Raw genomic sequence first — 17,871 nt, 5'->3', positions numbered from 1 at the left:
CGCAAAGAACAACCCCGCCGCACTTGATTCAACTGCGACGGGGTCCGTAGGGGGTGGTATTTTGGTGCTACGGAATAATGCGGGTATATTTGGTACCGTCCACGGTCGCGCCGATCTGCAGACCGGCCTGCCCGAACACGGCGGCCAGAACCGGCGTGCGCAAGGTTGTGGTGTCGGTCGACAACTGATCGCCCTGATCGCTGACCACATAGCCGATATCGGCCCCGGCGGTCCAACCGCTGGAGCGGCGGAAATCGTTCAGCGCGTCCTCGGTCATGAAGAACAGAACGTGTGCATATTGCTGCGCACCGATCTGAAAACCAGCGGTGCCTTTGACCGCCGAGTAGTAATCGACCGTGGCCCCATTGATGCGCAACGCGCCACGACCGTAGCCGCCGCCGAAGACGAAACCGGCCTCGGTGATCAGAGGCATCACCAGCATGCCATTGGCTTTGTTGGCGATTTCAACGGTGTTGGGATAGCGCGAATACATCTCGGTCAGCGTCGCATCGACACGCGCGTCGATTGTCGCCGCGTTCGAGTTGCCGACGCCGTTGCCGCAAGCGGCGGTCAGGGTCAGCCCGGCCATGCCAAAGGAAAAGCCGCGACGGCTCAGTCGTGGGGATTGGGAACTGCTCATGTTTCCTGTCTCTTGATATATGTGCCTGATTTGCCGGGTGATCCCGATCTTATGTGCGAGAATACGCCGATTGCCGCCTCGTGTCACGGGAAAGCTGCGGGCGCAGGCGCTTCAATAGGCGATAAATCGCGACAATCTGGGGTTTTAGCCTTGCAGCGCGCGCGCAACCCGAGGCGCGAAATAGGTCAGGATGCCATCGCAACCCGCCCGCTTGAAGGCCAGCAGGCTCTCCGCCATCACCTTGTCACCATCAATCCAACCATTCTGGGCCGCCGCCTGGATCATCGCGTATTCGCCGGAGACCTGATAGGCATAGGTCGGCGCGCCGAACGTGTCTTTCACGCGGCGGCAGATGTCCAGATAGGGCATGCCCGGTTTGATCATCACCATATCCGCGCCCTCGGTCAGGTCGCGTTCGATCAGGCGCAGCGCCTCGTCCGAGTTCGCCGGGTCCATCTGATAGGTATTCTTGTCCCCGGTCAAAGCGCCAGAGGCTCCCACCGCATCGCGGAACGGGCCATAAAACGCGCTGGCGTATTTTGCGGCATAGCTAAGGATCATCACGTTGTGGTGGCCCGCGCTTTCCAGCGCGCGGCGCATCTCGCCAATGCGGCCGTCCATCATGTCCGAGGGTCCGATGATATCCGCCCCGGCCTCGGCCTGCGCAAGGGTCATTTTCACCAGCGCTTCGACCGTTTGATCGTTCACGATCTCGCCATCCACGACATAGCCGTCATGGCCGTTGATGTTGTATGGGTCCAGCGCCACGTCTGTCATCACGGCGATATCCGGCGCCGCCGCCTTGATCGCGCGGATCGCACGGTTGGACAGGTTATCGGGGTTCCACGCCTCGGCACAGTCTTCGGTCTTCAGGCTGGGATCAGTGTAGGGAAAGATGCAAATCGCGGGGATTCCAAGCGCTTGCGCCTCGACCGCTGCTTTGGCGATCAGATCAACCGAGCGGCGCACGACGCCGGGCATCGAGGGGACGGGCTCTTCAATCCCTTCGCCATCGCGCACAAAGACCGGCCAGATCAGGTCATCGGTGGTCAGGGTATTTTCGCGCACCAGCCCCCGGATGGCCTGAGACTGACGGGCGCGGCGAAAGCGGGTCAGAGGATAGGGGGCGATGGTCGGTTTCATGGCGCGTTCTCCTTGAACATTGCCGCATTGGGTGGCATGAATTTGCCGAAGGCTCAAGGGTACCAATGGCCGCGCCGGCGCAACAGAACCCACTGAGAATGTAACAAGGGACAGGGTTTGGACTGGTACGCTTCGATCTTCGAACTCATTGATATGCGCAGCTTTTCGAACCTGTGGTTCTGGATCGTGCTGGCGGTGATGTGGTCCTCGGCCAGTCATTGGTCGATGGGCGTTCCTTACGATCTGGTGATCCGCGCGCGGCGCATCCGGGGGCAGAGCGAAAGCGATCTGCTGGATCTGGTGCGGATCAATACCAACCGTATCCTGTATATTGTCCAGATGTCGGGAACGATCCTGCTGGCTCTGCTGTGTTTTGCCTTCACCGGCCTTGCGATGCTGGGTTTTTATTACGGGATGGAGTTCGCGCAGGCCGTGTTTCTGCTGCTGTTTCCCATGGTGATCGTGACACTGGTCAACGTCTTTCATGCCCGACGGCTGCGGCAGCATGAACTGACGCTGGAACGCGTGGCCAAGACTCTTTTGCGCTGCAGGCTGTATACCCAGATCATCGGCATGATCTCGGTACTGGTCACTGCGCTTTGGGGGATGTATCAGAACATCTCTATCGGCGTTCTGGGATAGCAAAATCTGAAAGGCAAGGCGATGAAGGCTCCGAACCATGTCACGGTTGGCGGTGCCCCCGAGGGGTTTGATGCGCAACTTGTCCTGAACGAGGTCGCCCGGTCCGGACGTGTGTGCCATATCGCCCGCGACGACAAACGGCTCGAGGCGATGCGTGCGGCGCTGGCCTTCTTTGCGCCCGACATGCCCGTCTTTGTGTTTCCGGGCTGGGATTGTCTGCCCTACGACCGGGTGTCGCCTAATGCCGATATCGCGGCGGCGCGGGTGGCGACGCTGGCCGCTTTGGTGCATCAGATGCCGGATCGGTTTGTCCTGCTGACCACGCTGAACGCAGCGACCCAGCGTGTTCCTGCGCGCGAAGTGCTGCGCGAGGCGGCGTTTACTGCCCGTGTCGATCACCGTATCGACGAAGACGCGCTGCGCAACTTCCTTGTTCGCATGGGCTTTACCCAAAGCCCCACGGTGATGGAGCCCGGCGACTACGCGATCCGGGGCGGGATCATTGATATCTTCCCGCCGGGTGAATCCGGCCCCGTCCGGCTGGACCTGTTCGGCGACGTTCTGGACGGCGCGCGCCGCTTTGATCCGGTCTCGCAGCGCACCACCGAAAAGCTGCAGGTGGTGGAACTCGCGCCGGTCTCCGAGGTCATTCTGGACGACGCGGCGATCACTCGGTTCCGCCAGAACTATCGCATCGAGTTCGGCGCGGCGGGAACGGACGATCCGCTCTACGAGGCGGTCAGCGCGGGCCGCAAGCATCAGGGAATCGAACACTGGCTGCCCTTTTTCCATGAAAAGCTGGAAACCCTGTTCGACTATCTGCCGGATGCAACGGTCTCGGTCGACGATCAGGTCACGCCCGCACGGCTTGCGCGATGGGATACGATTGCCGATCAGTATGAAACCCGGCGTTTGGCGCTGGAAAACCGCTCGCGCATGGACACGGTCTACAAACCGACCCCACCCGGATTGCTGTATCTGGACGATGCGGCGTGGGAAGCGGCTGTGGGCGATCGTCGGGTGCTGCAATTCAGCCCTTTGCCGCAAGCCAGCGGGCCGGGTGTGATCGACGCGGGTGGGCGGATCGGGCGCAACTTTGCGCCCGAACGACAGCAGGAAAGCATCAGCCTGTTTGGCGCTCTGGCCGCGCATATTACCGACAAGATGGCCAAGGGCCCGGTTCTGATCGCATCCTATTCCGAAGGCGCGCGCGAACGTCTGACGGGCCTGATTGAAGACGAAGGTCTGGCCGAGGCGATCCCCGTCGCCGATGGCACTCGTGTCGGCAAACGCGGTCTGCATCTGGCCGTCTGGGCGTTGGAGAACGGGTTCGAAACGCCCGGCCTGACGGTCATCGCGGAACAGGACGTTCTCGGCGACCGCCTGATCCGCCAGCCCAAGAAACGCCGCAAGGCCGAGAATTTCCTGACCGAGACGCAATCGCTCTCGCCCGGCGATCTGGTGGTGCATGTGGATCACGGCATAGGCCGCTATCAAGGGATGGAGGTCGTCACCGCCGCCGGGGCCGCACATGAATGTCTGCTGCTGGAATATGCCGAACAGGCCAAGCTGTACCTGCCGGTCGAAAATATCGAACTGCTGTCGAAATACGGTCATGACGAAGGCTTGCTGGACCGGTTGGGCGGCGGCGCATGGCAGGCCAAGAAGGCCAAGCTGAAAGAGCGCATCCGCGAGATGGCGGACAAGCTGATCCGCATCGCCGCTGAACGCGCGCTGCGCAAGGCCCCCGTCATGGACCCGCCGCCCCACGCGTGGGAGGAGTTCAGCGCGCGCTTCCCCTATCAGGAAACCGACGACCAGTTGCGCGCGATTTCCGAGGTGATGGAGGACATGCACTCCGGCGCGCCGATGGATCGTCTGATCTGCGGCGACGTGGGCTTTGGCAAAACCGAAGTCGCCATGCGTGCGGCCTTTGTCGCAGCCATGTCCGGTGTGCAAGTGGCGGTGATTGCCCCGACCACGCTACTGGCGCGCCAACATGCGGCCTCGTTCAAGGACCGCTTTCGCGGTTTCCCGCTGGAGGTGCGGCAATTGTCGCGGTTTGTCTCGGCGAAAGAGGCGCAGCAAACCCGCGACGGGCTGGCGCGGGGCACGGTGGACATCGTGATCGGCACCCATGCACTGCTGGCCAAGGGGATACGATTCCAAAATCTGGGTCTGCTGATCATCGACGAAGAACAGCATTTCGGCGTCGGCCACAAAGAGCGGCTGAAACAGTTGCGCTCGGACGTGCATGTCCTGACGCTGACCGCCACGCCGATCCCACGGACGCTGCAACTGTCGCTGACGGGTGTGCGCGACCTGTCGATCATCGGCACGCCGCCCATCGACCGCCTGGCGATCCGCACTTATGTTAGCGAATTCGACGCGGTGACAATCCGCGAGGCGCTGCTGCGCGAGCATTATCGCGGTGGGCAGAGTTTCTACGTGGTCCCACGCATCTCGGACCTGCCCGAGATTGAGGAATTTCTGAAAGAGCAACTGCCGGAACTGACTTATGTCGTGGCGCATGGACAGATGGCGGCGGGTGAGCTCGACGACCGAATGAACGCCTTTTACGACGGCAAGTATGATGTCCTGCTGGCCACGACGATTGTGGAAAGCGGGCTGGATATCCCGACCGCGAACACGATGGTCGTGCATCGGGCGGATATGTTCGGGTTGGCGCAGCTCTATCAAATCCGCGGACGGGTAGGGCGGTCCAAGACACGTGCCTACGCCTATCTCACCACCAAGCCCCGCGCGCGTCTGACCGCGACGGCCGAGAAACGCCTGCGGGTTCTGGGCTCGCTGGATACGCTTGGGGCCGGGTTCACGCTGGCCAGCCAAGACCTCGACATTCGCGGCGCGGGCAACCTGCTGGGCGAGGAGCAGTCGGGCCAGATGCGCGATGTGGGCTATGAGCTCTATCAATCGATGCTGGAAGAGGCGATTGCCAAGATCAAGGCTGGTGAGATGGAGGGCCTTTCAGACGCTGACGACCAATGGGCGCCGCAGATCAATCTGGGCGTGCCGGTGCTGATCCCCGAAGATTACGTGCCCGATCTGGATGTGCGTCTCGGCCTCTATCGTCGTCTGTCGTCGCTGTCGACCAAGGTCGAGTTGGAGGGTTTCGCCGCCGAGTTGATCGACCGTTTCGGCACGCTGCCGAAAGAGGTCAACACCCTGATGCTGGTCGTGCGCATCAAGGCGATGTGCAAACGCGCGGGCATTGCCAAGCTGGACGGCGGGCCAAAAGGCGCGACGGTCCAGTTCCACAACGACAAGTTCGCTTCACCCGAAGGGCTGGTCGAATTCATCCAGAACCAGCGCGGGTTGGCCAAGGTCAAGGACAACAAGATCGTCGTGCGCCGCGACTGGAAGAAGGACAGCGACAAGATCAAGGGGGCCTTTGCCATCGCCCGTGATCTGGCGGAAAAAGTTGTAGCCCAGAAGAAAAAGGCCAAAGCCTAGTCACCGCTGACGAAGGTACAAAGCTGCCATGTGCCCACGTCCGACTTCACCAGCGCTGCGCGATATCCTGTCATGGACCACAGAAAGTCGCTATGAATATACCCCGGCGCGCCATCGGTCAGGCGCACCTGCTGGTACTCGGCGCCGTCCTGATAGTCGGAGATCAGAACAACCTCGTGGCTGATTGCGCCCAGCCGCTCCCCATCGCGCGACGGGGCTTGGCGGAGTGAGACATTCTCGCCGGTCACGAAATAAGCAACCGCCGGATCGAGCGATGCGGGCAGGGTGATCTGCCATTGGTGGGGCATCCAGAATTCGCCCTGATCATCGAAGTATCCGGGCTGCGACAGGGTGTTTTCCAGCGCAGCCCAGCGGGCATTGCGAATGGCATCCGCCTGATCGCGGTCTTCTTCGGGCAGCGTCTCGGGTGGGACGATCAGGCTGGTGCGGAACGCGTCGGGGCCGCTTTCTTCGACATGGCTGAAATAGATATCCGGGCAGGCCGCCGCGACGACGGCCTCAAGATCACGCGCGGCGACTTTGGCCAGAAGGTCATCGCGAAAAGCGACCAGAGTGGGATCGCGGCTGGACTGATCCTCGGGCGGGAACGACTGCCGATCCGCCCAGGCCGGCCCGCAGAGGATGATGGCCAGCAGCGCGGCTGCCCTCATTCCGCCGCCTTCATCGCCGCCTGAGCGCAGAAACACGATGCACCAACGGCCCGGTCCGCGCGGGCCAGCGCCAGATCGAGCCTTTGTTTGATCAATGTGGTTTCCGCGCTATCCCCGCGCGCTTTCAGGCAGTCGTGCAGTCCCTTCAAGCTCCAGACATTGTCGGGATGGATCGAGGCGCGGCTGAGGATGCCGTCCATGCCGAGGTCTTCGCGATAGACGGCTTCGGCCTCGGCCACATGACCCTGTTCAAAAAGCAGCGCACCAAGCGCATGGCGGGTGGGCTGCATCCAGCCCCATGGCTCGTCATAGGGCAATGTGTCGTCCAACTCGACCGAGCGGCGCAGGTGGGCAAAGGCGACCTCGTAGTTTTCTTTGCGATACTCGATCTCACCGCGCAGCATTTCCGCCGCAATGTCCAACAGGTCGATGACCCGGTTGTTATGCAACCGACGTGTTTCCGGCACGCAGGTTTTTGCGGCGAGGAACAGTTGCTCTTCGGCCTCCGCCTCGTCCACTTGCCCGGTTGCTGCATGAGCAATGGCACGGGCGTAGTGGGTTGTCGCGGTCAGAGTGCGGTACAGGTCGGGGTCCGAGGGCAGGTCCAGCGCCTTGGCCTCTTCCCAGCGGCCAAAGCGGATCAGGATATGCGGGCCCATCGACATGTAGCTTTCGAAATAATCCGCCATGGGCGGGCTTTCGATGCGCAGCATGTCTTCGGGCGTGGTGTCCCAGATGCCCTGGTTGGCCCGAAGCGCCGGCTCCATCTGGCCAAGGAACAGCGCGCCGTAGATGGCGAAGTGGTAGTTGTGCTGGCGATAGCCGGTGTAAATGTTGAAGGCGCCCTCGCGCTCGTAGTATTTCAGGTCGGCCTCTGACGCCTTTTCGTTCCAGTGAACGACATTCTGATAATGGCCGCACAGGACGTCGATATGGGTCGGCATATGCACCAGATGCCCGGCATCCGGCACCAGAGTCCGCAGGATATCCCCGGCTTTCAGCGCTTTTTCCGGCGTCGGCGACATCTCCATCAAATGAACGTAAAGATGCAGCAGACCGGGATGAGACATGGCTGCCGGATCATTCTCCATCGCCCATTCCAGCGCTTCCTGTGCCTCAAGCGTGGCGGCCCCTTCGGCGGGCCGTCCGGTTTTCAATTCCCACATCTGCCAGGGCGTGAGGTTCATCAGCGCTTCGACATAGATCGTGCGCAGGTCCAGTTGATCGGGCTGCGCCGCAAAGGCCGCGCGCATGGCGTTGGCAAAGTCATAATCCCAGCGGTGCATGTCCTCAGCCGGATCGCGTTGCGGATACCGCGCGGGCAGGGCGCGGATCAGCGCTTGTTCGGCGGGGGTGCACCCCTCGAGCAAGGCCAGCGCCTTTTGGGTTGCGTCATAGGCAGTGGCCAGCGATTTCTGCTGTCCGTTTTCGTCGCGAAACTCCCATGGCAGGTTGTAGTTCGGACCTGCGGCATAGGCGACGCCCCAATGGGCCATGGCGCAGTTGGGGTCAATCTCGGCGGCGCGCTGGAAACAGACCACCGCCTCGTCATGGTTATAGCCATAGGTCCAGACTAGCCCCCGGTCGAACCACATCTGCGCCTCAGGGGACGCAGTTGTTACGGCGCAGGAATAGGTGCCCAGATCATAATAATCGCTCATCAAAGCCTCCCCCAGAAATTGGGGGCAGGCTAGCGCTTTTCAGACAGGTTGCACAGGCTCAAACCAGCAGCCGGTTCTCGATCCGGCCCATATGCAGCATCAGGCCAAAGCCCAGCACGCACATGGTGAGAACTCCGGTCGTCAGCGGCGTGATCGATCCGTCGAACAGCAGTCCGACCGGGGCGGCAATCGCTGCCGCTAGAACCGTGGCGATTGAGCCGATGACCGAGGCCGCCATGCCCGCGATATGGCCCATCGGCTCCATTGCGATGGCGTTCAGATTGCCCATGGTGACCCCGGCCATGAAGAACACCGTGGTCTGCCACATGACGAACAGGGCAAACGAGGCGTCGGGTGACAGCGGGGTCATGTTCAGGATAATAACGCCGCTTGTGATCACGATTTGCGCGCCAAGCGCCCAGGTCACGATCCGCCGCATGCCAAGACGCACGACCAGCGCGGCGTTCAGCAGGCTGGCTGAACCTGAAATCAGAGCCACGAAACCGAACCAGAAGGGGAAGCTTTCGGCCCGGCCATGCACAACGTCAAAGATCGGCTGCACCATGGTAAGCATGGTAAACAGCAGCCCCATACACAGCGTCTGCACAAGGATCGAGAGGCGCACGGTGGGGTGGGCAAACATCTCTTGCACCGCAGCGATCATCAGGGGCAGGCGGAATGGGCGGCGGTTTTCGACAGCAAGGGATTCGGGCAGGCGGAAAGCCATCCAGATCACGATGACCGAGGCGAACAGGATGAAGGACACGAAGATGCCGCGCCAACCGACCAGTGCGATAACGCCTGCGCCCAGCAGCGGTGCAATCGCCGGGACCAGCGTGAAGATCATCATCGCGATGGAGATGATGCGCGCCATCTCGCGGCCCGACAACAGGTCGCGGATAATCGCCATCGCAACCACGCGCGGCCCCGCAGCGCCCAGACCCTGAGCGATACGCGCGGCCAGCACCAGTTCCAGCGAGGAACTGGCCCATGCCACGGCTGAGGCAAGAATGTACAAGGCCGCGCCGCCATAGATCACCGGTTTGCGCCCGACCGCATCCGAAATCGGCCCCGTGAAAAACGTGCCGATCCCCATGCCCAGCACAAAGGACGTCAGGATCAGCTGCGCCTTGTTGAGGTCGGTCGGGCTGAGCTCGGCCCCGATTTCGGGCAGGGCGGGCAGCATGGAGTCGATCGAAAAGGCAATGGTGGCGAACATCATCGCGATCAGCGCGATGAATTCCGCCCTGGACATGCGGTCAGCCATAAAGGTCTCCTTACCCGTTCGCGCTATCACGGCGGATGGGGCTGCACCAGACCTGAATTTTGCACAGACCTATGTGCTATTCTGCAGGGGAAGCCTCAAGTTGAGACATGATCTCGCCAATCACTTTTTCCCATAATTCAGGAGGTTGCGCGCCCGGAACGGCGTGTTGATTGGCAACGATGAAGGTGGGAACTGAATTCACGCCCATCTCGCGTGAATGGGTGTCGCGTTGGCGGATATCTTCGCGGTCGGCGTCGGATTTCAGCAGTTTCAGGACCACGGCGGCGTCCATCCCGACGCTGTCGGCGATGTCGGCCAGAACCTCCGGGTCGCCGATATCGCGGGTCTGAACGAAATAGGCATCGAACAGCGCGTCCACGACGGCACCCTGTTTGCCTTCGATCCCCGCCCAGTGGATCAGGCGGTGGGCGTTCAGAGTGTTCGGTGTGCGTTTCATCCCCTCGAAGTCGATCTTCAGGCCAGCATTCTCGGCATGTTCCACAACCGGCGCATAGGCGCGAACTGCGCCCTCCTTGCCGCCGAACTTGCGTTCGAGATACTCCCGCCGGTCCATACCATCGTCCGGCATGTCAGGGTTAAGCTGGAACGGATGCCATTCGATGACGAACGGATGACCAGGCACAGCCGCCAGCGCCTTGTCCAAATGAGTCTTGCCGATATAGCACCACGGGCAAATCGGGTCGGACATGATATCGAGCTTTACGGTCTGGGTCATTCGGTCGACGCCTTGAAATAGGCCGGCAGGGCGCGGCGCAGGAGTTTGCCATTGCCGCCAGTGGGCAGGGCGGGAAGATGAACAAAGGCGCGCGGTTGCTTATAGCGGGCCAGATTGGCTTCCACATAGGCGCGCAGGGTCGTTTCGTCCAGTTTTTCCGGCCCGGTGTAGAAAGCCGCGATGATAAACGTGTCTTCTTTGACCCCGACTGCGGCGGCACCGACCTGCGTGATGCCGGGATAGCGGGACAGGACAGCTTCGACCTCGACCGGGGAAACGCGGTAGCCGCCTGCGTTCATCATATCGTCGTCGCGGCCCAGATAGGTGATCTGCCCGTCGATGGCCATCGCGCCCTGATCGCCGGTAAGGAACCAGTCGCCCTGCATGCGCGACTGTGCCTCGTCCGGGGCGTTGAGGTAGGTCAACATCAGGCCGGGGTCAGAGCGGTGAACGGCAATCGTGCCCTCGTGCCCCTGCGGAACGGGGCCGTCCGGGCCGAGGATTGCCACACGGCGGCCGGGTTGCGGTTGCCCCAACGCATCGCCCCGCGCCGGATGGTCCGGGCTGGACGAGATGAAGGTCGAGCATTCGGACATCCCATAGGCCTCGTACAACTCGGTTCCGGTGGCCTTGTGCCAATGCTCGTGAAGATGGCGCGACAGCTTCTCTCCGGCACATAGGCCGTGGCGCAGGGCGGGCAGGTCGATCCGGTTCGCGCCCTGCAGCATCTTGCGGTAAACGCCGGGGGCGGCAGCGAAGATCGTTGCGCGATGTTGGCGCAGCAGGGCGGGCAAAGCCGAGATATCCGTGCCCGGTTCGGGGATCAGCGCCGTCGCGCCAATGGTCCAAGGGTCCATAAGACCGGTGCCCAAAGTGTACGTCCAGTTAAACGCGCCCGCATGGCACAGTCGGTCGCTGTCGCGTAGGCTATACCACCCATCGACCATCATCTGCCGCGCCCAGATCGCCCGGTGTGCATGAGCAACCGCGCGCGGTTTGCCGGATGTGCCCGAGGTGTAGACGACATAGGCCAGCCGCTCAGGATCACCCATCTGAAAATTGGCAGGCGGCAGGTCTCGCATCGCGGTCAGATCCGCCAAATTGATCTGGTTGGGGTGTGGCGCGCAGGCGACCGATGGGTCGCGCAGCACGGCGGCAGGCGATAAATCCTCGATCATCCGGGCGGTTTCCGGTTCGGTCAGTTGCGATGAGGTCGGGACCGGCACGATGCCCACGGCAATTGCGCCCAGGTAGGCGATCGGAAAATCCACCGTATTCCCCAGCCGCATCAGGGCAATGTCGCCGGGTTTAAGGCCAGCCTGCAACAGCCCGGCCCCGGTACCCAGAATAGCCGCCTGCAACGCGCCATAGGCCCAGTCGTCGGACCCGTCCACGCGCAAAACCGACAGGGCGGCTTTGTCAGGGCAACGCTCGGCGTGGCGCAAGACGTGCGCGGCCAGATTGAACGGTGAGGGGCAGGGCGGCGGTGGCCCCTGCTCAAAGATCGAAAGCATTGTGTCTGGCTATCGTGGCGCATGGCGCGTTGCAAGCGGGACCGGCTGGCCCTATAGACAGGACCATGAGCACGCAGGACCCAAGATCACTTATCCGCATCGCCCGAGATTCAGGCGTTCACACGGAACTCGAGCCGCTTGACCTTGGCGCGCGGGTGCGGGAACTGCGCAAGGCACGCAACTGGACGCTGGAACAGGCTGCCACGCAGGCCGGGCTGGCGCGATCAACGCTCAGCAAGATCGAAAACGGGCAGATGTCGCCGACCTATGATGCTCTGAAGAAGCTGGCCACGGGGTTGGAGATTTCGGTTCCTCAGCTTTTCACACCGCCCCAGCGGGATCAGGTGATTGGCCGTATGGCCGTCACCCGAACCGGCGAAGGGACGGCGCATGCCACGACGACCTACGAGCATGAGCTGTTGGCGGAAACGTTGACGAAAAAGCAGATGTTGCCCTACCGAGCCCGAGTCCGCGCCCGGTCGATGGACGAGTTTGACGGCTGGGTACGCCACGACGGGGAAGAGTTTCTATACGTCCTGACGGGGGTCGTGAAGCTATTTACCGAGTTTTACGAACCGGTCGAAATGCGCCGGGGCGACAGCGCTTATTACGATGGCAGTATGGGGCACAACGTGATCTCGGTTAGCCCCGAGGATGCGACGATCCTGTGGGTTACGTCACTTGCTTAAAGCTTCGCGGTGCAATTCCCGGTTCAGGCCTTCTGTAAACAGAAAATCCTCAACCTCTTCACGGGCCTCGTTGACCGTAAGTTGATGGCGCTCGGCCAGGTAAGCCTCAAAGCGCTTTCGGTCATTTCGTACGCGCGCCATATCCTTGTCGCGCAGGTTCGGAAAACGGCGCTTTGCGCGTGCGTAGGACGCATCCCAGTCCTGCGTCAAATCTGTCCATTTCAGCATATGCGAGCTTTCCATTTTGCGGTTTCAGGACTGCTCTCCCCACAACAGGGTACGTATTGGTCAGCGCAGGGGAAGACATGACAAAATGTCGCAGACCAAAGGCAAGGCCCGACAGGTTGGCCAAACGCGGCTGGGCCGCGGTGGATGCGCAAGGTCGACCGCCATTTCCCGGCAGGCCGTGGTAAAGCCGATTTGCGCCTAGCTATTGAGCAAAAAGAAGATTTTTACTTACATGTTTAGCGCCAACTGCATGGGACCCCGTGCAAGGGCCTCAAATCGTGAACCGATTGTACATTTTCTGCCCAATTCAACGAAGCATTGCTGACAAGCCCAAAAATTGCGGAGTTTGCGCTATCACACCTCAATAAATAGTGCGATTTAGCGCGTGTGCCGATTTCCGCCGATTATCAGGCCGTCAGTTTTCACAACGGGAGGGGCCAGCGATTTGCACCGCGGTCGGCGTCCGGCAGGCGGAGGATGAGGCATGGAATCGCAGCGCGGTGGGTTGGGTCATTCTTCGTGCCACCAAACCTCGGGCATGTACTGGGGGCCATCGCCATAGATCGGCAACGTTTCAGGGAATTTTAGCGCGCTGGAATGGGCAATGCGCCCCACGTCAAAGTTCCAGATCGGGATCACGTAGCGCCCGGCGGTCAGAACCCTGTCCAGCGCCCGGGTGGCCGCGACAAAATCCTCGTGCGTTTCCGAGGCCAGCATGGCGTCGATCATCCCGTCCACCGCAGGCGACGCGACGCCCATGAGGTTCCGCGTGCCTTGAATGTCTGCGCCCTCGCTGCCCCAATACAGCCGTTGTTCGTTGCCGGGGGACAGGGACAGCGCACGGCGGAAGGGGGTCATGTCGAAGTCCAACTCGGCGGTGCGACCGGAGTATTGGGCGTTGTCGACCTGCTCGGTTGTGACCTGAATTCCCAGACGTTCCAGCGCGCGCTTGTAGATTTCGACGGCGGTCTGCATGTCGCTGTCGCCCTGCTGCAGCAGAACCGTCATCTGAAACGCGTCACCGTTCTGATTGCGCAGAACACCGTCTTGGATGGTCCAACCTGCCTCGGCCAACAAAGCCGCAGCCTGACGCAGGTTCTTGCGGTTGCGGGCCGACCCGTCGCCTTGGGGCTGGGTGTAGCCCTCAATCGTGCCGGGCAGAAGGTTATCGGCGTAGGGCTGCAACAACTCGGCGACGCGCCCGGTGGCCGGGCCGGGTTGCATGGCCAGATCAGAGCCCGAGAAATACGAGGTGATCCTTGGCTGCGCGCCGCCTGTGATCGTGTCGTTGATGAATTCGAAATTGAAGGCCAGCGCCAACGCCTCGCGCACGCGCCAGTCATCGAACGGGACCTTGCGGGTGTTCATGACAAATCCCGTCATTCCCGAGGGCTTGCCATGCGGTATCTCGGTTTTGACAACTTCTCCGCGTTGAACGGCGGGGAAGCCGTATTGGTTGTCCCATTTGTCGGCATTGAACTCGCGCACGGCAGACAGTTCTCCGGCCTTGAACGCCTCGAACAGGACCGTGGCGTCGCCGTAAAACTCGATCCGCATGTCGTCCAGGTTCATCGTGCCGCGCCGGAAGGGGATATCCTCGCCCCAATAGTCGGGGTTCCGGCGCAGGTTCACGTAGCGCCCGGCCTCGTAGTCTTCGATCACATAGGGGCCGCTGCCGATTGGCACGTCGTGCAACTGGGCGTCGGCGAACGACTTCCCCTCCCACTGCGCCTTCTGCAGGATCGGGCGCAGTCCGGCGATCAGGGCCAGTTCCCGGTCGGGTTCGTTGAAGGTGATCCGGACCGAGCGCGGGCCGGTCTGTTCGATGCTGTCGATCTTGCCCCAAAGCCCGCGATAGCGCAGATGCCCCTCGGTCCCCAGCGTCTCATACGACCAGATCACGTCATCAACTGTAACCGGGCTGCCATCCGAGAATCGGGCCTCCTCCCGCAGGGTGAATTCGACCCAAGACCGGTCTTCTGCAGTCTCAACTGATTCGGCTAACAACCCGTAAAGAGTGAAAGGTTCGTCCCAAGACCGGCCCATCAGGCCTTCGTGGGTCCAAAATCGTAACTGCCACGGAGAGGTGCCTTTTTGCACAAACGGGTTCAGACTGTTATAGCCGCCGGTATTTCCGAAAACGACCTTGCCGCCCTTGGGCGCGTCCGGGTTGGCATATGGCAGCGACACAAAATCCGGTGGTAGGGCCGGGTCGCCATACATAGCTATGCCATGAGCCGATTCTGCATGGGCCATCGAAGTTGCAAAAACAGTGGCGATTCCCCCGATCAAATAGCGAACGGGGCGAAGAAAATCCGGGCTCATTTTGGAAACAATCCTGCTCTGGCCTTATTTTGTTGGGATTCATCGTACCGATGATTTTTCTTGTTTTCAAACTTTTAGCTTGGACGAAGGCGCGGAATTGCTTATAAAGGTCTCACTGCTCGATAGGTTTCTTGCCTGTATGAAACCTGCCTCAATAACTTAACGCCCGCTTCGTGCGGGCGTTTTTTTTCGCCCCAATTGCAGCCGGGCGCGACGTGTTTCCCAGTTTTCTTTGCAGGTGCAGCATGGCACTGTGGCGCAGACAGAATGTTAAGGGAGAGCGGTCATGAGCCTGTCTAGAAGAACGGCAATCATCACGGGATCGAATTCGGGGATTGGGCTGGGCGTTGCCCGGGAATTGGCAAAAGCTGGGGCCGACGTGGTTCTGAACTCGTTCACGGATCGTGACGAAGATCACGCGCTAGCCGCCGAAATCGCGAAGGAGACCGGGACGAATGCGCGCTACATCAAGGCGGACATGTCAAAAGGGGATGAGTGCCGCGCGCTGATCGAGCAGGCCGGGGCCTGCGATATTCTGGTCAACAACGCGGGTATCCAGCATGTGTCGCCGATTGATCAGTTTCCGGTCGACAAATGGGACGAGATCATTGCGATCAACATGAACTCGGCCTTTCACACCTCTGCAGCGGCGCTGCCGATGATGCGGGAAAAGGGCTGGGGCCGGATCGTCAACATCGCCTCGGCGCATGGTCTGACGGCGTCGCCATATAAGGCGGCCTACATTGCGGCCAAGCACGGGGTGGTCGGGATGACGAAGACTGTGGCGCTGGAAACGGCGCAAGAACCGGTCACCTGCAACGCGATCTGTCCGGGCTATGTGCTGACGCCTCTGGTCGAGGCGCAGATCCCAGACACAATGAAGGAATACAACATGAGCCGCGAGGACGTGGTGAAAAACGTCATGTTGCAGCGGCAGCCCTCGAAAGAGTTCGCGACGGTAGAGCAACTGGGTGGGACGACGGTGTTCCTGTGCTCGGACGCGGCGGCGCAGATTACCGGGACGACGATTTCCGTGGATGGGGGCTGGACGGCTTTGTGATGACTCGTGGGGGCTCTGCCCCCACACCCCCGAGGTATTTTTGAACAGAAGAAGGGGCGGGCGTTGTGAAAAAGATCAATCTGGCTTTGCAAGGCGGCGGGGCGCATGGGGCGTTTACCTGGGGTGTTCTGGACCGCCTGCTGGATGAAGAGGATATCGAGGTTGCGGCGATTACCGGAACCTCGGCGGGGGCGCTGAACGGGGCGGCGTTCAAGTCCGGGATGGTGCACAACGGGCGCGACGGCGCGCGGGAGCGGTTGAACGAGGTCTGGAAGCGGATGGGCGCGATTGGCGACATGCGCATTGCCAATTGGTTTCGCGGGGTCGAGCCTGCTCATATCGCGCAGGCGATGGAGTATTCGCTGCCATTTTCCATAGGCGATGCGTGGTCACGGATGGTGTCGCCCTATGCTTACGGACCGTTTTATTCGAACCCGTTGGAATCTGTGGTGGACCGGTTCAACTTTGACGAGGTCTGTGCCGATCAGGGCCCGCAACTGTTTGTTTGCGCAACCTGCGTGCGGAGCGGCAAGATCCGGGTGTTTACTGGTGAGGAGATTTCGACCCAGGCGATTTTGGCCTCGGCCTGTTTGCCGACGCTGTTCAAGGCGGTGGAAATCTACGATCCCGAATCTCAGAGGACCGAGGCGTATTGGGACGGCGGCTATACCGGCAACCCGGCACTGTACCCTTTGTTCAACGACGATCTGCCGGACGATGTGGTGATCGTGAACATCAATCCGCTGGAGCGGGATGAGCTTCCGGTAACACCGCAGCAGATACAGAACCGGATCAACGAGATCAGCTTCAACTCATCCCTGTTCCGCGAGCTGCGCGCGATCAACTTCGTTCAGCGCCTGTTGGAAGAGGGCAAGCTGAAGGCCGGTGAGATGAGCCGGGTTCTGGTGCATATGATTGCCGATAACGAGTTGATGAACAGCCTGTCGGTTGCCACCAAAACCGTGCCGAATCCGGTGATCCTGCATAAGCTCAAGCAGGCTGGGCGGGATGCGGCGGATGGGTTTCTGGTCAGACACAAAGGTGATCTGGGGCAGAACAGTACCGTCGATCTGCCGGCGATGTTCGGCTGATCACTCGGGCGGTTGCGTCGGATCTTTGTCGTTGGGGTAAACGAGACCGGCGGAAATCACTAGCTTGGCGGCTTCTTCAATGGTCATGTCCAGAAGGATGACATCCTCGGCGGGGAAGAACAGCAGGAAGCCCGATGTGGGGTTGGGTGTTGTAGGGACGAAGATACTGAGCAGTTCTCCGGCGGTTTCCGCGCGTTCGCTGACCTCGCCCCTTGCGGTGGTCGAGACAAAGCCGATCGCCCAGATGCCCCGGCGCGGGTATTGGATCAGGCAGGCTTTTTCAAACGACCGTTCTGTCTGGGCAAAGACCGTCTCGGATATCTGCTTGATGCCGGAATAGACCGAGCGGACGACGGGCATCCGGTCAACAAGGCTTTCGGTAAAGGAAATGAAAGACCGGCCTAGAATGCCCTTGGCGACCCAACCCACGAGGATCGTGAAGATCAGGAAGATGACAACGCCAACACCACGAAGGTTGATGCCCACATATTCATGAGGCTGGAACCTTTGTGGGATCAACGGCAGAACCGCGCTGTCGATCCAGCCGACGACCGACCAGATCAGCCAGATCGTCAGCCACACTGGCGCAATGACGACGATGCCCGTCAGAAAGGACGCGCGCAGCCGTGAAAACAGGCCGGGGCGGCGGTGAGGCTCTTCGTCGAAGGGTGTGTTCATTGCGCTTCCGAGTGGTTTGCGGAATTAGGTAAGCAATCCGGGGCGTTGGTAC

General features: G+C 60.9%; 15 protein-coding genes. 5 read left to right on the top strand and 10 right to left on the bottom strand.

Annotated features, from left to right (window positions below):
- Nucleotides 1–67 precede the first annotated feature (67 nt).
- Nucleotides 68–640: a lipid-binding SYLF domain-containing protein gene (locus ACR0JN_RS04230; RefSeq protein ID WP_480815459.1), complete on the bottom strand. Its 573-nt coding sequence runs from the start codon at nucleotides 638–640 to the stop codon at nucleotides 68–70.
- A 144-nt stretch (nucleotides 641–784) separates the two neighbouring features.
- Nucleotides 785–1,783 carry a porphobilinogen synthase gene (hemB, locus tag ACR0JN_RS04225; protein ID WP_480884463.1) on the bottom strand — a complete coding sequence of 333 codons (999 nt, stop codon included), beginning with the start codon at nucleotides 1,781–1,783 and terminating at the stop codon, nucleotides 785–787.
- 117 nt (nucleotides 1,784–1,900) lie between these two features.
- On the opposite strand from hemB, the gene ACR0JN_RS04220 reads away from it, so the two are divergent.
- Nucleotides 1,901–2,425 carry a component of SufBCD complex gene (locus ACR0JN_RS04220; RefSeq protein WP_480815461.1) on the top strand — a complete coding sequence of 175 codons (525 nt, stop codon included), beginning with the start codon at nucleotides 1,901–1,903 and terminating at the stop codon, nucleotides 2,423–2,425.
- Nucleotides 2,426–2,446: 21 nt separating this feature from the next.
- Nucleotides 2,447–5,899 (top strand): transcription-repair coupling factor, encoded by a 3,453-nt coding sequence (gene mfd / locus ACR0JN_RS04215; protein WP_480884462.1) that lies wholly within the window; start codon nucleotides 2,447–2,449, stop codon nucleotides 5,897–5,899.
- On the opposite strand, the gene ACR0JN_RS04210 is transcribed toward mfd, so the two are convergent.
- The 5 genes from ACR0JN_RS04210 to ACR0JN_RS04190 form a co-directional block, all read right to left on the bottom strand.
- The gene (locus ACR0JN_RS04210; RefSeq protein WP_480884461.1) at nucleotides 5,896–6,570 is read right to left on the bottom strand and encodes an SH3 domain-containing protein; all 675 of its coding nucleotides are present in this window, start codon (nucleotides 6,568–6,570) and stop codon (nucleotides 5,896–5,898) included. The two genes, mfd and ACR0JN_RS04210, sit on opposite strands and share 4 nt — an antisense overlap.
- A complete protein-coding gene (locus ACR0JN_RS04205; RefSeq protein WP_480884460.1) occupies nucleotides 6,567–8,231 on the bottom strand; it encodes a tetratricopeptide repeat protein in 1,665 nt (554 codons plus the stop codon). Before ACR0JN_RS04205 ends, ACR0JN_RS04210 begins: the two co-directional genes overlap by 4 nt.
- 58 nt (nucleotides 8,232–8,289) lie before the next feature.
- On the bottom strand, nucleotides 8,290–9,498 hold the full coding sequence (locus tag ACR0JN_RS04200) for an MFS transporter (RefSeq protein WP_480884459.1): 1,209 nt from the start codon (nucleotides 9,496–9,498) through the stop codon (nucleotides 8,290–8,292).
- A gap of 76 nt (nucleotides 9,499–9,574) precedes the next feature.
- The gene (locus tag ACR0JN_RS04195; protein WP_480884458.1) at nucleotides 9,575–10,234 is read right to left on the bottom strand and encodes a DsbA family oxidoreductase; all 660 of its coding nucleotides are present in this window, start codon (nucleotides 10,232–10,234) and stop codon (nucleotides 9,575–9,577) included.
- On the bottom strand, nucleotides 10,231–11,748 hold the full coding sequence (locus ACR0JN_RS04190) for a class I adenylate-forming enzyme family protein (RefSeq protein WP_480884457.1): 1,518 nt from the start codon (nucleotides 11,746–11,748) through the stop codon (nucleotides 10,231–10,233). Before ACR0JN_RS04190 ends, ACR0JN_RS04195 begins: the two co-directional genes overlap by 4 nt.
- A gap of 65 nt (nucleotides 11,749–11,813) precedes the next feature.
- Between ACR0JN_RS04190 and ACR0JN_RS04185 the strand changes: the two genes are divergently transcribed.
- A complete protein-coding gene (locus tag ACR0JN_RS04185; protein ID WP_480884456.1) occupies nucleotides 11,814–12,437 on the top strand; it encodes a helix-turn-helix domain-containing protein in 624 nt (207 codons plus the stop codon).
- Here the strand turns inward: ACR0JN_RS04185 and ACR0JN_RS04180 are convergent.
- Both ACR0JN_RS04180 and ACR0JN_RS04175 read right to left on the bottom strand, forming a co-directional pair.
- Nucleotides 12,426–12,665 carry a hypothetical protein gene (locus ACR0JN_RS04180; RefSeq protein ID WP_480815469.1) on the bottom strand — a complete coding sequence of 80 codons (240 nt, stop codon included), beginning with the start codon at nucleotides 12,663–12,665 and terminating at the stop codon, nucleotides 12,426–12,428. The genes ACR0JN_RS04185 and ACR0JN_RS04180 overlap by 12 nt on opposite strands.
- 510 nt (nucleotides 12,666–13,175) lie before the next feature.
- Nucleotides 13,176–14,990: an extracellular solute-binding protein gene (locus tag ACR0JN_RS04175; RefSeq protein WP_480884455.1), complete on the bottom strand. Its 1,815-nt coding sequence runs from the start codon at nucleotides 14,988–14,990 to the stop codon at nucleotides 13,176–13,178.
- A gap of 286 nt (nucleotides 14,991–15,276) precedes the next feature.
- Here ACR0JN_RS04175 and ACR0JN_RS04170 point away from each other — a divergent pair, with 286 nt between their 5' ends.
- Both ACR0JN_RS04170 and ACR0JN_RS04165 read left to right on the top strand, forming a co-directional pair.
- Nucleotides 15,277–16,050 (top strand): 3-hydroxybutyrate dehydrogenase, encoded by a 774-nt coding sequence (locus tag ACR0JN_RS04170; RefSeq protein ID WP_480884454.1) that lies wholly within the window; start codon nucleotides 15,277–15,279, stop codon nucleotides 16,048–16,050.
- Between the two features lie 65 nt (nucleotides 16,051–16,115).
- On the top strand, nucleotides 16,116–17,141 hold the full coding sequence (locus ACR0JN_RS04165; RefSeq protein ID WP_480884453.1) for a patatin-like phospholipase family protein: 1,026 nt from the start codon (nucleotides 16,116–16,118) through the stop codon (nucleotides 17,139–17,141).
- Here the strand turns inward: ACR0JN_RS04165 and ACR0JN_RS04160 are convergent, their stop codons facing one another.
- On the bottom strand, nucleotides 17,142–17,819 hold the full coding sequence (locus ACR0JN_RS04160) for a DUF502 domain-containing protein (protein ID WP_480815473.1): 678 nt from the start codon (nucleotides 17,817–17,819) through the stop codon (nucleotides 17,142–17,144).
- Nucleotides 17,820–17,871: the final 52 nt, after the last annotated feature.

It is taken from the genome of Ruegeria sp. G12 (genome assembly GCF_056533565.1).
Note: the sequence above shows the minus strand (reverse complement) of the source record. Positions and strands in the feature narration are given on the sequence as shown.